Annotated in this window: 10 protein-coding genes; 5 read left to right on the top strand and 5 right to left on the bottom strand. The window is 57.3% G+C overall.

Going from position 1 to position 15,026, the window contains the following annotated elements; all coding sequences use genetic code 11:
- Positions 1 to 2: 2 nt before the first annotated feature.
- A complete protein-coding gene (gene gltX, locus AB1F12_RS03285; protein ID WP_368186548.1) occupies positions 3 to 1,325 on the bottom strand; it encodes a glutamate--tRNA ligase in 1,323 nt (440 codons plus the stop codon).
- Between the two features lie 126 nt (positions 1,326 to 1,451).
- Here gltX and AB1F12_RS03280 point away from each other — a divergent pair, with 126 nt between their 5' ends.
- On the top strand, positions 1,452 to 2,399 hold the full coding sequence (locus tag AB1F12_RS03280) for a 1-phosphofructokinase family hexose kinase (RefSeq protein ID WP_368186546.1): 948 nt from the start codon (positions 1,452 to 1,454) through the stop codon (positions 2,397 to 2,399).
- Between the two features lie 3 nt (positions 2,400 to 2,402).
- Here AB1F12_RS03280 and AB1F12_RS03275 read toward each other — a convergent pair whose 3' ends face one another.
- Positions 2,403 to 2,831, bottom strand: a complete 429-nt coding sequence (locus AB1F12_RS03275; RefSeq protein ID WP_368186545.1) for a DUF1801 domain-containing protein — start codon at positions 2,829 to 2,831, stop codon at positions 2,403 to 2,405.
- Between the two features lie 54 nt (positions 2,832 to 2,885).
- Entirely contained in the window at positions 2,886 to 4,553 is a 1,668-nt protein-coding gene (locus tag AB1F12_RS03270) for an NAD+ synthase (protein ID WP_368186544.1), read from the bottom strand.
- A 175-nt stretch (positions 4,554 to 4,728) separates the two neighbouring features.
- Here AB1F12_RS03270 and AB1F12_RS03265 point away from each other — a divergent pair, with 175 nt between their 5' ends.
- Positions 4,729 to 6,204: an MORN repeat-containing protein gene (locus AB1F12_RS03265; protein ID WP_368186542.1), complete on the top strand. Its 1,476-nt coding sequence runs from the start codon at positions 4,729 to 4,731 to the stop codon at positions 6,202 to 6,204.
- A gap of 28 nt (positions 6,205 to 6,232) precedes the next feature.
- On the opposite strand, the gene AB1F12_RS03260 is transcribed toward AB1F12_RS03265, so the two are convergent.
- Complete coding sequence (locus tag AB1F12_RS03260; RefSeq protein ID WP_368186541.1) at positions 6,233 to 10,432, bottom strand: Hint domain-containing protein; 4,200 nt, start codon at positions 10,430 to 10,432, stop codon at positions 6,233 to 6,235.
- 595 nt (positions 10,433 to 11,027) lie between these two features.
- Here AB1F12_RS03260 and AB1F12_RS03255 point away from each other — a divergent pair.
- Both AB1F12_RS03255 and AB1F12_RS03250 read left to right on the top strand, forming a co-directional pair.
- On the top strand, positions 11,028 to 11,384 hold the full coding sequence (locus tag AB1F12_RS03255; RefSeq protein ID WP_368186540.1) for a cupin domain-containing protein: 357 nt from the start codon (positions 11,028 to 11,030) through the stop codon (positions 11,382 to 11,384).
- 10 nt (positions 11,385 to 11,394) lie between these two features.
- On the top strand, positions 11,395 to 12,954 hold the full coding sequence (locus AB1F12_RS03250; RefSeq protein WP_368186538.1) for a 2-isopropylmalate synthase: 1,560 nt from the start codon (positions 11,395 to 11,397) through the stop codon (positions 12,952 to 12,954).
- Positions 12,955 to 12,970: 16 nt separating this feature from the next.
- Here the strand turns inward: AB1F12_RS03250 and rlmJ are convergent, their stop codons facing one another.
- Positions 12,971 to 13,768 carry a 23S rRNA (adenine(2030)-N(6))-methyltransferase RlmJ gene (gene rlmJ, locus AB1F12_RS03245; protein WP_368186536.1) on the bottom strand — a complete coding sequence of 266 codons (798 nt, stop codon included), beginning with the start codon at positions 13,766 to 13,768 and terminating at the stop codon, positions 12,971 to 12,973.
- 180 nt (positions 13,769 to 13,948) lie between these two features.
- On the opposite strand from rlmJ, the gene AB1F12_RS03240 reads away from it, so the two are divergent.
- On the top strand, positions 13,949 to 14,995 hold the full coding sequence (locus AB1F12_RS03240; RefSeq protein ID WP_368186535.1) for a rod shape-determining protein: 1,047 nt from the start codon (positions 13,949 to 13,951) through the stop codon (positions 14,993 to 14,995).
- Positions 14,996 to 15,026: the final 31 nt, after the last annotated feature.

Genomic DNA, 15,026 nt, shown 5'->3' with positions numbered 1-15,026 from the left:
GCTTACAGCTTGGGTTTTACCTGCATCAACTGCATCACATCCGACATATCCGGACCGCGATCCAGACCGGTCACCGCGCGGCGCAGGGGCATGAACAGGCCTTTGCCTTTGCGGCCTGTTTGGGCTTTGACGGCGCTGGTCCAGCTGGACCACGCATCCGCCGCATAAGGGGGTTCCCCCAACATATCAAAGGCTTGCGCGACAAATTCAGCGTCTTCTTCTGCCACTTTGGCGGTGGCGCCATCGCGGAACAATGCCCACCATTGCGGCAAATCATCCAAGGTTTCGATGTTTTCACGCACCACAGACCAAAACAGGTCAGCCTGCGCATCCGGCACTCCTGCGGCGGAAACTTGGTCGGCCACTTCGGCCAATGGCCGTGCCGCCAGCCAGCGCTGGGTCAGCGGCACCAGATCAGCCACATCAAATTTGGTTGGCGCAGCGCCGAATTTGGACAGGTTAAACCCGTCGACAATTTCCGCCACGGTTTCGCGCAGCTCCACCGGATCGGATGACCCCAGCCGCGCCATGTGGCTGAGGATCGCCATCGGGGCCAGCCCATTGGCCCGCTGATCGCGCAACGCCAATGTGCCCAGCCGTTTGGACAATGCTTCGCCCTGCGGGCCGGTCAGCAGGGAATGGTGTGCAAACCGTGGCACAGCCCCACCCAGCGCCTGAATGATCTGGATTTGCGTGGCGGTGTTGGTCACGTGATCCGATCCGCGCACAACATCGGTGATGCCCATTTCGGTGTCATCCACCACAGACGCGATTGTGTACAGAACCTGCCCGTCCCCCCGGATCAGAACCGGGTCGGACACGGATGCGGCATCAATGGAAATGTCGCCCAGTATGCCGTCGGTCCATTCGATCCGCTCCTGATCCAGCTTGAACCGCCAATGGCCTTTGCGCCCTTCGGCGCGATAGGCGTCTTTTTGGGCATCCGTCAGGTCCAGAGCACCGCGATCATAAACCGGCGGTTTGCCCATGTTCAGCTGTTTCTTACGCTTCAGGTCCAGCTCAGTCGGGGTTTCGAAACACTCATACAGTCGCCCCATATCGATCAGGCGCTGCTTGGCGGCGTCGTACCGATCCAGCCGTTCGGACTGCCGTTCGATCCGATCCCAGCTGATGCCAAGCCATGTCAGGTCTTCTTTGATGGCATCGACATATTCTTCTTTGGAGCGTTCCGGATCGGTGTCATCAATCCGCAGCACAAATGTTCCACCTGCCTGTCGCGCGATGGCATAATTGAACAAAGCGGCGCGCAGATTGCCGATATGCAGATATCCGGTGGGCGATGGGGCAAAACGTGTGGTTGTCATGTGGGTCTCCTGTTATGCAGGCCTTTTCATAATGTGCCCGGTTTGTCCATATGTCGTTACTGGATTGGCCGCTTGTGATGGGCACCCGTTCGGGCGAAACTGCCCCAGACAAACCAGAGGGCCAAGATGCGCGAAATTCTGACCATTACGTTAAACCCCGCCCTCGATATTGCCACTTCGGTTGCCCAAGTCGCGCCGGGCGTAAAACTGCGCTGTACCCCACCAGAAACCGATCCCGGCGGTGGTGGCATCAATGTCAGTCGCGCGATTGATCAACTGGGTGGCCAATCGAAATGTTTCGTCGCATTGGGGGGCGATACCGGTCAGCGATTGCGCGCTCAGTTGCAGCAGGCCAATCTGGACCTGATCATCCATGACGCCCCCAGCGAAACCCGTCAGAGCCTTGCGGTGACGGACCTGTCGATCAACGCGCAGTTCCGTTTCATGCTGCCCGGCCCGGATTGGGGGGCGGTTGACATCAAAGATGCGCGCAGTGCCATTCGCGCGGCCGCGCCTGACACTGGGCTGGTGGTGTTGTCCGGGTCGGGACCAGCCGGCGCAGCGCCTGATTTATATGCCGACATTTGCCGTGATTTCGCCGATGATGCGACAGATATCATTCTGGACACATCCGGGCCGCTCTTGGCGCATCTGGCCGCGGGTCAGGACAGCCTGCCTTTGGTGTTGCGTATGGATCAACACGAAGCCGAAACACTGGCGCGCCGTCCCCTGCCGACCCGACAGGACAGCGCCAATTTCGCTGAAACGCTGGTGAAACGGGGCGCAGCACGGATGGTGATTGTCGCGCGTGGTGCGGATGGGTCGGTCTGGGCCGATGCTGATCGCCGTCTGCATGTGGCCGCCGCTGACGTGCCGGTGCGCAGCAAAGTTGGCGCGGGCGACAGCTTTGTTGGTGGGTTCACTTACGCCATGGCGCGGGGGCTGGGGATTGAACAGGCCTTGGCCCATGGCGCTGCCGCGGCCAGTGCTGCGGTCATGACCGAAGGCACGCAATTGTGTCGTGCTGAGGATGCCCAGAATAATCTGGCGGAATGTGTGGTGACGCCGCTTTAACGCTCAGGTCGGCACGACCGGCCAATGGCTGTTTAGGTCTTTCAGACCTGCACGCACCAGCTCTTCGAGCACGTCCATATCAATATCCGCCAGCTTGTTCACATACAGACAGGCCCGCCCGGTTTTATGTTTGCCAAGCCGGGCCATGATGTCGGCGAAATTGGCGTATCCGGGCATGATATAGATCGACTGGCTGGCCTTGCGTGGACTAAACCCGGTGGCCAGTGAATCCCCCTGGCGACCGGTTTTATAGGTATAGTGATACTGGCCATAGCCGATAATGGTCGGGCCCCACATGCGCGGCGTATATCCCGTGACCCGTCGAAACATCTGATCCAGCACAATCGCATCCGCGCGGCGCGTGGGATGGTCAATGCTGGCGATAAAATCCTCAACCGATTGGGCTGTGATCTGGGTTTTATTGTCTGCCATTGCGCGCTCCTTTGTGGGATCCCAATCCGAGTATATCACAGGTTCGCGCAATCCTCAGCTTTGATCGCGCCAGCGGTTCACAATCGGATAGCGCCGGTCCAGCCAGAACGCATGCATCGTCAGACGGGCACCGGGGGCGGACTGAAACCGTTTGTATTCACTGATATACAGCAGATGTTCGACCCGTTTCACCACATCCCGATCATAGCCCGCCGCCACGCATTCCGCCACGCTGGCATCGCCATCCACCAACATGGTCAGGATGCCGTCCAGAATGTCATAGGGTGGCAGGCTGTCTTCGTCTTTTTGATCGGGGCGCAGTTCGGCGCTGGGGGGTTTGTCGATGATCGCCACCGGGATCACTTCGCCGCTGGGGCCAGCCATCCAATCGCGGTGATTGTCATTGCGCCAGCGACACAGATCAAACACCCGTGTTTTATAGACGTCTTTGATCGGGTTATATCCGCCCGCCATATCGCCATAAATCGTGGCATAGCCCACGGCCACCTCAGATTTATTGCCCGTGGTCAGCAGCATTTCGCCAAATTTGTTGGACATGGCCATCAACAGCAATCCGCGCAGGCGGGATTGGATGTTTTCCTCGGCCAGACCGGGTTCATGTCCTTCAAATAGCGGGGCCAATGTGTTGGTGATCGCGGCGCGCCCTTCGGCGATGGGCACAAAATCATAGTGACAGCCCAGCCGCGTGGCGATGTCTTTGGCATCATCCAGCGACCCTTGGGATGTATATTCGGACGGCAGCATCACACAGCGCACATTATCCGCGCCCAGCGCATCCACGGCGATGGTGGCCACAATCGCGGAATCGATCCCGCCAGACAGGCCCAACAGCACCTTTTTGAACCCGGTTTTGCGCATGTAATCGCCCAGCGCGATAACCATGGCCCGGTAATCCTGTTCCAGATCATCAGGGAACGTCGCCTTGTCCCCGTCCTGCGCAACCCAGCCGGTATCCTCGCGGACAAAATCCACATGGGCGATCACGCGGTCAAACACAGGCATCTGCAACGCCAAGTCCCCACCCCGGTTCAGAACAAAGGACCCGCCGTCGAAGATCTGATCATCCTGACCGCCAATCATGTTCAAATAGACCAGCGGCACGTCATTTTCGACCACACGCGACACCATATTGGTCATGCGGATTGGGAATTTATTGCGGAAATAGGGCGACCCGTTGGGCACCATCAGAATCTCGGCCCCGGATTCGACCATGGCTTCGCAAACATCTTCGTACCATGCATCTTCGCAGATCGGCGATCCAATGCGCATCCCGTCGATTTCATAGGGGCCTTGGATTGGGCCGGGTTCGAACAGGCGCTGTTCGTCAAAGACGGTGTAGTTTGGCAGAAAATGCTTCAGCATCCGGGCGTGGATTTTGCCGCCTTTCAGGATGAAATAGGCGTTGTACAGCACGTCATCTTCATAGACGGGTCCGCCAATGCCCAGCGCGGGTCCATCGGCGCAATCCGCCGCCAGCGCATGGATATGCGCCATGCAATCCGCCACAAAAGCCCGTTTCAGAACAAGGTCTTGGGTCTGATACCCGGAAATAAACATTTCCGGCAGGGCCACCAGATTGGCCCGCGCATCGCGCCCTTCGCGCCATGCGGCACGGGCCTGATCTGCGTTCTCAGCAAGTGCGCCCACGGCGGGGTTCAATTGGGCCAAAGTCAGGCGAAACTGGTCTGTGGTCTGGGCCATGTTCCGGCACCCTTTCTGTCGTCTGTTGGCGCCAGATGTAGCCGCATCAGACGTCAAGTAAAAGCCGATTGACCAAATCACGCGCAACCAACCCACAGCAAAGCTGCGCAAACCCGTTGCCCCGCCCCCATTGCTGAACTACCTTACGGCCAAGAAACGTGAGGGAGCTGTTCATATGTCACGCCAAAGCCTGCCAATCTGGATCCTTGCCGCCACGCTTGCGCTGTCTGCGCCGGTTGGGGCGCAAACCGTTCAGACCAAGCAATATGACGATGGCGGCGTGTACGAAGGCACGTTCCTGAACGGACGTCAGCATGGGCAAGGCACCTATCGTTTGCCCAATGGCTATGAATATACCGGCGAATGGTTCGAAGGCGAAATTCGCGGTCAGGGCATTGCGCGGTTTCCCAATGGATCGGTCTATCAGGGCGCGTTTTCATCCGGCAAACCCGAAGGGTTCGGCAATATCACCTTTGCCGATGGCGGCACCTATGAAGGCGACTGGGTGGATGGCAAAATCAACGGTCAAGGCGTGGCCAGCTATGCCAATGGCGTGACCTATGAAGGCGAATTTCGCAACGCCATGCATCACGGCGAAGGCAAAATGCAGAGCCCGAACGGCTATATCTACGAAGGTACATGGGTCAATGGCGTCAAAGATGGCCAAGGCATGGTGACCTACCCTGATGGCGCCCTATATGAGGGCACGTTGGCCAATGGCGAACGCGAAGGCCAAGGCACGCTGACCCTGCCCGATGGCATGACCTATGTGGGCACTTGGGTAAACGGCCAAATTCAGGGTCAAGGTCGGTTGATCCAGCCCAATGGCGACATTTACGAAGGTGACCTGGCCGCAGGACGGCGCGAAGGCACCGGGACAGTGACCTATGCCAATGGCGACGTCTATCAGGGCGGATTTGCCAATGATAAACGCCACGGCCAAGGCAGCTTTACCGGGGCGGATGGCTATACCTATGTCGGATCATGGGCCAATGGCCAAATCGAAGGCCAAGGCGAAGTGACCTATCCAGATGGATCGGTCTATGTGGGGCAATTTCGCGCTGATTTGGCCGATGGGATGGGCAAAATCACCTATCCGGATGGGTCCACTTATGACGGAGCTTGGTCCGCGGGCGTAATCAATGGAACCGGAGTTGCAACCTATGCCAATGGATTGGTTTATGAGGGCGAATTCCAGAACGCGCAAAACCACGGCATGGGCAAAATGACCTATGCGGATGGCTATACCTACGAGGGCGCTTGGGAAAATGGTCAGCGGTCCGGTGTGGGCGTGGCCACCTATGCGGATGGCACGCTGTATGAGGGGCAATTTGCCGCCGGACAGCGCCATGGCAATGGTAAAATCACCATGACGGATGGGTTTACCTACCAAGGTCAGTGGCAAAACGGTCAGATCACCGGCATGGGGGTTGCGACCTATACCAATGGCGCGATTTACGAAGGCGCGTTTCGCAATGGTCGTCGTCAGGGCGAAGGCACGATGCGCTACGCCTCTGGCGAGGTTGAAACCGGGGCTTGGGATGATGGGGCATTGGTCACCCGCGCTGATGTGGCCCCTGCAACAGATGCCGTCACAGACCAAGGGTCCAACAGCCAAGAAGCGGCATCAACAGAAGCCGCTTCTCAGTAATCGTTACCCTAACCACTCGCGGTAAACACTAGCCTCGGATCAAACGGGCCTCATGGGATTTGAGGCACCGGCGCGCTGTGCGGCCATAGCCGTTTGGATCGCTGCGCAGTTCTGGGAACAGGGCAAACAATTCCTCGCGGGCTTCGTCGCTGACGGCCGTCAGGCCAATGTCACCGGGGTGGAAGCTTTCGGATGGGGCGCCTTCGGCAAAGATGATTTCGTGTTCATCAAACATCATATGGATGTAAGTGACTTCGCCGCCTTCTTCGCGGGTGACGTCAACGCCATCCACCAGATGGGTCGCGGCCACCAGAACTTCGCTTTCGCCAAACAGCAATTCCGCAGAATAGCCCTGGAACAACATCCGGTGCTGCGGGGATACCAGCAGATCGGATTGCTGACCTGTCAGCACGCCTTCGCGGATGCGGATCGGGGCGAACCGGTCCAATGCGGGCACGGTGCGGGCTTCGATCCAGCGCACAGGCTGCATGCCATGATCGCGGGTCAGCACCAGATCCCCAACCTTTAGGTCCTGGATCATCCGCGCGCCACGGGGCGTCGCGATCCGGGTGTTAGGCGTGAAACAGATGATGTTTTCAATCTCGCTAAAGTTCAGCAACGTGCCGTCATTCAGTGTGACCGACCCGGTCAGACCACCGGTTGCATCGCTTGGATCCGTGATCACGAGGGTCGACATGTCGGCCAAACCACCCAGCTGCAGTGTATCGCCGCCGGTTTCATCGCCTTCGCCACCTGTGACGGTGATTGTGCCGTTTGAGCCATCGCCCAGATCGGCCAGCACAAAGGTATCGTCCCCGTCGCCACCTGTGACCACATCGCCATGGGCAAATGTAATCGTGTCGTCGCCAGCGCCACCGATAATGGTATCTGCGCCCAGCCCACCAGCAATAGTGTCATCACCGGCGCCACCATCCAGCGTGTCGTCACCCGACCCGCCAATCATGGTATCCGCGCCGTCACCTGCATCGACGTTCACGCCAACACTGTCGGCGGAAGCGTCCAAAACATCGTTGCTGCCGGTCAGCACCAACTCTTCGATATCGCTAAAGATTGCGTCATCTGCGCCGTTGGCCATCAAACCCGCTTCGTCGCCGAAATAGGTCGCGGTCACGCCGGTTGACAGGGCGGATGCATCCAACACATCCTGATCCACACCTGTGCCGCCGCCATCAATCGTGTCACTGCCGAACCCATCGACCAGATTGACCTGATCCTGATCCGCGCCGCCATTGATCACATCATCTCCGGACCCGCCGATGATTATGTCGTCGCCAGCACCAGCCGTGATCGTCACACCAGCGCTGTCTGCGGCTGCATCAACCGTGTCGTCGCTATCGGTCAGAACCAGTTCTTCGATTTCTGAGAAGTCCGCCGTGTCAGCACCGCCAACCAACTGGCCAGCCTCATCGGCGGAATATGTAACGTCAACGCCAGATGTCAGATCGGATGCGTCCAAGATGTCATGATCCGTGCCGGTTTCACCGCCAACAATGGTGTCATCGCCAAAGCCGTCGATCAGTTCGACCTGATCCTGATCCGCACCGCCAGCAATCACATCATCGCCGGTCCCGACCGTAATGGTGTCATCACCCGCACCAGCAGTGATGGTCGCGCCGGCGCTATCGGCGGATGCATCCACCGTGTCGTTGCTATCGGTCAGAACCAGTTCTTCGATATCGGCGAATGTGATGGAATCTGCGCCGTTGTTCAGAACACCAGCTTCGTCACCGGAATAGGTGACATCCACGCCGCTGGTCAGGGCAGAGGCATCAATCGCGTCTTGGTCGGTGCCGGTGGCACCCCCATCCACGATGTCGTCGCCAAAGCCGTCTTCGACCAGAATATCGTCCTGATCCGCCCCACCAAAGATGGTGTCGTCGCCCGCCCCACCGGTGATAATATCTGCGCCTGCTTCGCCATAGATCGTATCGTCGCCAGCCCCGGCCAGAACGGTATCGCCGCCTGCGCCTGCTTCGATCAGATCGTCATTGGCCGCATGGCCCGACAGGATGGCGTCGCCTGCATCCACCAGATCATAATCAGGATCACCTGTGTAGGACCCATCAATCACGTCCGCACCGGCCGTGCCGCTGACGGTGCCGTCGGAAATCGGAATGCCCATGGCGTTCAGCGCATAAGGATCGTCGATGGCCGCAACAGAAATCCCGACCAGTGTCAGGGTTTCACCATTCGGGAAATTCAGCACTGCATTGCCGGACCCATCTTCGGTCACGGTCACGTCGGACACATAAACCGGATCGCCCAGCGCATCCGTCAGGTTGGTCACATCCACCAAATCATTGCCGGTGAATGTGCCATTGCCGTTGTCGGTTGGCGCTTCGAAATTGGTGATCACATCCTGACCAAAGCCGTCTTCTAGGATCAGCGTGTCCTCATCCGTGTCGTTGCCCACATCAATGATGTCGTTGCCGGCGCCGCCTGTGATCGTGTCCGCACCTGTGCCCAGATCAACGTTATCCACGCCATTTGAGCCGGTGATTGTGTCATCACCGCTGCCCAGAATGACATTTTCGATCTCGGTAAATGTCGCCGTATTGCCGCCGGTGACCAATGTGCCGCTTTCGGGATCATTGGCATCAACCGCACTGAGATCCAGCACAATGTCAGAAGTGATCGTGCTGGCATCCAACGTGTCGCCATTGGTTTCGCCGGTTTCACCCCCGGTGATCGTATCCGTGCCAAAGCCATTGTCCAACGCAAAGGTATCGTCACCCGATCCCCCGAATTGCACATCATCACCGGTGCCGCCGGTCAATGTGTCGGCACCATCTCCACCATAAAGCGTGTCATTGCCCGCGCCGCCAAACAGATCATCCGCGCCCGCATTCCCCGACACGGTGTCATTGCCGCCATCGCCATGCACTTCGTCATCATCCGCGCCGCCAGAGACGTCATCCGCACCCGCGCCACCATAAACGGTATCAGCCCCGGTGCCGCCGTCGATTTCGTCCGCGTCATTGCCCCCATAAAGCTGATCGTCGCCCGATCCGCCCAGAATGCTGTCGACGCCGTCATAGCCATATACGGTGTCGTTGCCCGCACCTGCATCAATGGTGTCGTCATTGTCCGCATCCACATAGGTGGTGAAATGAACGTCCGTGACCCACAGATATTGGTTGGTTGTGCCACCATTGGAATAGACGATTTCAACCGAATGCACGGGGCCTGCGATTTCAACCAATGCCGACCCAGCTGCGTCTCCGGCGTCATCACTGCTGGTGCCCGCGGTGATGGTATTGCCATTGACGATGTCATCGCCCGCCGCCGTGATCAAGACGGTGACGGCATTGCCATCGGCATCATAGGCGTTGATCGTCACATCATCATGCCATGTGCTGTGATCGATATCGTTGATGCGAAACGCCACATCGACCACTTCGTTGGCCAGACCTGTGCCATCTACCGCATCAAAATCCAGTGTTGTGGTTGAGGTTGGCCCGCCATCCCCGCCCAGTTGCAGCGATGAATTGGTCGCAAAGGTTTCATTGCCAGTTGAGTATTGGCCGGTCGCGGTGTCGACCTGATAGAGGTTGCCATTCCCGTCATTGGAAAAACTAACGGTGACATCCATATCGCCGGTATTCTGGGTGAAACCGCCAAAGATATTTGTGCCTTCGGTGCCTTCGTCGGACCAGTTCAGGGTTTCATCCCCAGTGGCCGGAGGCGTCGCATCATCGCCGTGAATGGTATCATTGCCAGCGCCGCCAAGGATGCTGTCATCGCCGCCACCTGCATTGATCACATCATTGCCATCACCGGATGTGATCGTGTCATCGCCAGATCCTGCATTGATCGTGTCTGCCCCGGTCCCGGTTTCAGACGTTGTATCGCCGCCGTAAATCGTATCGTCACCAGCCGTGCCTTCGATATCGGCATCATTGCCCGTTGTGCCATAAATATTCGGATCAGCGGTATATGCAGGGGCCGCGGTTGCGCTGGACCCGTTATTTGCTGTGATGTTCCAAGTATCAGGGACAAAATAGACACTGCCATCCGTGGCCAGATAATACGACCCCGTATCTGTGATGTTGTTATATGTATTGCCGTCGCCGTCCCAGACGCCGCTCCAGGTCCAAGACCCCGTGCCCAACACTTGATCGGTTGTGAACGTGATTTGCGTTCCAACGATCTGATCGCCTGCGTCCAGCGTTCCGTTACCTAAATTTACCAAATAACCTGATGGCATTAACTTGTCCCTTCAATTTCGCACTGGCAATCTCGCATTGGCGAACGCATGCGATTTCACCTGCCTTGAACGTAATCTCGCATTCAATCATGGACAGTTTCGGGCGATCAGATGGATTTGTGATGTTACTGAACACAATCCGGGATTTTCTGCTAAGATCGCAAAACCCAAAAAAATGCAGCCAAATCAATTAAGTAAATGAAAATCAATTTTCAATCGCGTCACAATTGTGGACGTTTTCGATTTTCCCGACACAATGCCGCCTCAATCCGCCACAGATTGCCCCCAATGATGAACGGCAATCGTATCTTACGTCAACTTGGTGATTTTTGGCGCGGATTGCCCCTGGAGATGTTTGGTTGCATGTCACATTCAAACACTGCAAATTGGCTCTTTCCAATTGGCAATCTGTGTTTATAGTGGCGGCATGATTAGTCAGACCCATATCCCATCATTGCCGTGCAATTCTGCACGTGCCTTTGGTCTGCTTCTTCTCCTTAGCCGCTTCTGAGCGTGCCTTTTGGCGCGACCGCTCAGAAGGGATCAGCGCCAAACACCTCTCAGTCTTCTATCTGCCAACGCTAAGGGCACACATATGCAAAAGATTAACCTAACGGACAAACTGGGTTTGTTTGACACCCACTGGGACCCCAAAGTGGTCGCAACCTATAACAATAACGACGTGATGGTTGTGAAGTTTCAGGGGGAATTTCCCTATCACAAACATGACGATACCGATGATTTCTTTCTGGTGATTGAGGGTCAGGTCACGATGGATTATCAGGACCACGATCCTGTGACCTTTGGGCCCGGTGAACTGGTGATTGTCCCCAAAGGCATCGTTCATCGCCCCCGCGCCGAAAAAGAAGCCAAAGTCCTGCTGATCGAACCGATCGGTGAAGCCAATTCCGGCGATAGCGGTGTCCCCGCCGCCGCCAAAGCCCATATCTAAGGAAGTCGAAATGTCCGATAAAAACCGTGTTTTGATCTTTGACACCACATTGCGCGATGGCGAACAAAGCCCCGGCGCGACCATGACCCATGACGAAAAGCTGGAAATCGCAGAAATGCTGGACGAGATGGGCGTCGACATCATCGAAGCTGGCTTTCCCATCGCATCCGAAGGCGATTTTCGCGCAGTCAGCGAAATCGCCACCCGGTCCAAACAATCGGTGATCTGTGGATTGGCGCGCGCCAATATCAAAGACATCGATCGTTGCGCCGAAGCTGTGCGCAATTCTGAACGTCCCCGCATCCACACCTTTATCGGAACGTCACCGCTGCACCGCGCCATTCCGAATCTGACCATGGATGAAATGGCGGATAAAATCCACGAAACGGTCACCCATGCCCGCAATCTGGTGGACAATGTGCAATGGTCCCCCATGGATGCGACCCGCACCGAATGGGATTACCTGTGTCGCGTGATTGAAATCGCCATCAAGGCCGGCGCCAGCACCATCAATATCCCCGACACTGTCGGCTATACCGCCCCAATGGAAAGCGCGGATTTGATCAAGCGCCTGATCGAAACCGTGCCGGGTGCGGATGACGTGATCTTTGCCACCCATTGCCACAATGATCTGGGCATGGCGACCGCCAACTCGCTGGCTGCCGTGGCCGGTGGCGCGCGCCAAATTGAATGCACAATCAATGGCTTGGGCGAACGCGCGGGCAACACCGCATTAGAAGAAGTGGTGATGGCGCTGAAAATCCGCAACGATATCATGCCGTTCAGCACCGGCATCGACACTAAAAAAATCATGGCCATTTCGCGCCGGGTTGCCACTGTGTCGGGCTTTGCGGTGCAGTTCAACAAGGCGATCGTCGGCAAAAACGCCTTTGCCCATGAAAGCGGCATCCATCAGGATGGCATGCTGAAAAACAAAGAAACCTTTGAAATCATGCGCCCCGAAGATGTGGGCCTGTCGGGCACATCCCTGCCTTTGGGCAAACATTCCGGACGTGCGGCGCTGCGCGATAAACTGGAACAATTGGGGTTTGAGGTTGGGGACAATCAGTTGAAAGACATCTTTGTGCGGTTCAAGGATCTGGCCGACCGCAAAAAAGAGGTGTTTGACGACGACATCATCGCGTTGACCCATATCGGCGGCGACACCGAGGATGATCAGCTGAAACTGGTCACGCTGCGTGTGGCTTGTGGCACCGGTGGTCCAGCCGAGGCAACGCTGGTTCTGGATATCGACGGCAAGGAACACACCGCCATTGAACGCGGCGACGGTCCGGTTGATGCCAGTTTCAAAGCGATCCGCGCGCTGCATCCCAACACAGCCAACCTGCAATTGTATCAGGTGAACGCCGTGACCGAAGGCACCGATGCGCAGGCCACCGTGTCTGTCCGTTTGGAAGAGGACGGAAACATCGCCACCGGCCAATCCGCGGACACAGATACGGTTGTTGCCTCGGCCAAGGCTTATTTGCATGCGTTGAACCGTCTGTTGGTCCGTCGGGGCCGCACCGGCGAAGACACCAAAGAAATCCGCTATACGGACGCAAATTAACTCAGCGCGGGGCGGTTTATGCCGCCCCGTTCGCTCCAAACGCGGCGTCAAACAGCGCTGAAATCCGCGTTGCTTCGTCCGACAGACCCCATGGCGCATTGACCACAAACATCCCTGACCCAATCATCCGATGGCCTTCGCGCGCAGGTGGAAACCGCACTTCGTGGTGGACCACTTTGGGCAGGTCTTCGGCCAGCAGGGTTTTGATCATGGACTGATGCGGCCCATCCGTCAAAATCGGATACCACAGGGCAATCACCCCTACATTCCATTTGCGATGCAGCTGCGTGATGATGCCGGGCATACGCACGTAATCGGATTTCACCTCATAAGACGGATCAATCAGCATCAGCCCGCGCCGTGGATCAGGCGGACAGATCGCATGGGCCATGGAAAACCCGTCTTGGGCATAGACTTTGGCGCGACGGCCCATCACATCCTGCAACGCATCGCGTTCACGTGGATGCAATTCCGCCAAATGCATCGGATCATCGCCCCGCAGCAGCGACGCCGCCACGGCGGGCGATCCGGGATAGGCGGTTTCGCCGCGCGCATTGCGAATAAAATCCAAGGCCCGCATATAGGGATGATCCGCGTCAAACCAATCCTCGGCCACGGCAATACCGGCCGCCGCTTCGCCGGTTTTCACGGCCTCAGCCGCATCCAGATGATACAGGCCCCGCCCCGCATGGGTTTCGATATAGGAAACCGGTTTGGGCTTTTGGGTCAGATAATCCAGCATCCACGCCAACAGGCTGTGTTTCTGGACATCGGCCAGATTCCCGGCGTGAAAAATATGTTGATATGACAGCATGGCCTTCCCTAACGCTGCGTCGGCACAAAAGAAACGCGATTCTGTTCTGATTCTGGCGACTTGCCGCCGATTGTCCCCCCTATTTGGTCTTTCGCCCATGTGCGCCGCTGCTTATACAACATTGGTCCGCACCCCTCACAGAGTCGCGGACCGGCGACGTTTGGCAAAGGGCTCCACTCTATGGGACTATTCGGAAATCTTGGCGGCATGTTTTCATCAGACATGGCGATTGATCTGGGCACAGCAAACACGCTGGTTTACGTCAAAGGTCGCGGTGTGATCCTGAGCGAACCGTCCGTGGTGGCCTATCACGTCAAGGATGGCGTCAAAAAAGTGCTGGCCGTGGGCGAAGACGCCAAGCTGATGTTGGGGCGCACGCCCGGCAGCATCGAAGCGATCCGCCCCATGCGCGAAGGCGTGATTGCCGATTTTGACGTCGCCGAGGAAATGATCAAACATTTCATCCGCAAGGTTCACAAACGCACAACATTTTCTAAACCGAAAATCATCGTCTGTGTGCCCCACGGGGCGACGCCGGTTGAAAAACGCGCCATTCGCCAATCGGTTTTGTCCGCTGGTGCGCGCCGTGCCGGGCTGATCGCAGAACCGATTGCTGCGGCGATTGGTGCGGGCATGCCGATCACCGATCCGACCGGGAACATGGTTGTTGATATTGGCGGCGGCACCACCGAAGTGGCGGTTCTGTCACTGGGTGACATCGTTTATGCGCGCTCCGTGCGCGTCGGTGGGGATCGCATGGACGAAGCGATCATTTCCTATCTGCGACGCCAGCATAACCTGCTGATCGGGGAATCCACCGCTGAGCGGATCAAAACATCCATCGGCGCGGCACGTATGCCCGATGATGGCCGTGGCCAGTCGATGCATATCCGGGGCCGTGATTTGTTGAATGGTGTGCCCAAAGAAACCGAAATTTCCCAAGCCCAAGTCGCCGAAGCCTTGGCCGAACCGGTCCAGCAAATCTGCGAAGCGGTGATGACCGCGCTGGAAGCCACCCCACCCGATCTGGCCGCAGACATTGTCGATCGCGGCGTGATGCTGACCGGCGGTGGCGCGTTGCTGGGTGAATTGGATCTGGCGTTGCGCGAACAGACCGGGCTAGCCATTTCCGTGGCCGACGAAAGCTTGAACTGCGTGGCATTGGGCACCGGCAAAGCGCTGGAATACGAAAAACAACTGCGCCATGTAATTGACTACGACAGCTGAGCGCACGCAAGATACCGCGCAAATCGCCCAC

This window comes from Aestuariibius sp. HNIBRBA575 (assembly GCF_040932005.1).
Lineage (GTDB): Bacteria > Pseudomonadota > Alphaproteobacteria > Rhodobacterales > Rhodobacteraceae > CANLNM01.
The sequence above is the reverse complement of the archived record's forward strand: the minus strand, read 5'-3'. Positions and strand labels throughout refer to the sequence as shown.

Bases quoted from the DNA above. Each gene is read 5' to 3' on its own strand.
- gltX (WP_368186548.1), bottom strand. From the start codon at position 1,325: ATGACAACCACACGTTTTGCCCCATCGCCCACCGGATATCTGCATATC.
- AB1F12_RS03280 (WP_368186546.1), top strand. From the start codon at position 1,452: ATGCGCGAAATTCTGACCATTACGTTAAACCCCGCCCTCGATATTGCC.
- AB1F12_RS03265 (WP_368186542.1), top strand. From the start codon at position 4,729: ATGTCACGCCAAAGCCTGCCAATCTGGATCCTTGCCGCCACGCTTGCG.
- rlmJ (WP_368186536.1), bottom strand. From the start codon at position 13,768: ATGCTGTCATATCAACATATTTTTCACGCCGGGAATCTGGCCGATGTC.
- AB1F12_RS03270 (WP_368186544.1), bottom strand. From the start codon at position 4,553: ATGGCCCAGACCACAGACCAGTTTCGCCTGACTTTGGCCCAATTGAAC.
- AB1F12_RS03260 (WP_368186541.1), bottom strand. From the start codon at position 10,432: ATGCCATCAGGTTATTTGGTAAATTTAGGTAACGGAACGCTGGACGCA.
- AB1F12_RS03275 (WP_368186545.1), bottom strand. From the start codon at position 2,831: ATGGCAGACAATAAAACCCAGATCACAGCCCAATCGGTTGAGGATTTT.
- AB1F12_RS03255 (WP_368186540.1), top strand. From the start codon at position 11,028: ATGCAAAAGATTAACCTAACGGACAAACTGGGTTTGTTTGACACCCAC.
- AB1F12_RS03240 (WP_368186535.1), top strand. From the start codon at position 13,949: ATGGGACTATTCGGAAATCTTGGCGGCATGTTTTCATCAGACATGGCG.
- AB1F12_RS03250 (WP_368186538.1), top strand. From the start codon at position 11,395: ATGTCCGATAAAAACCGTGTTTTGATCTTTGACACCACATTGCGCGAT.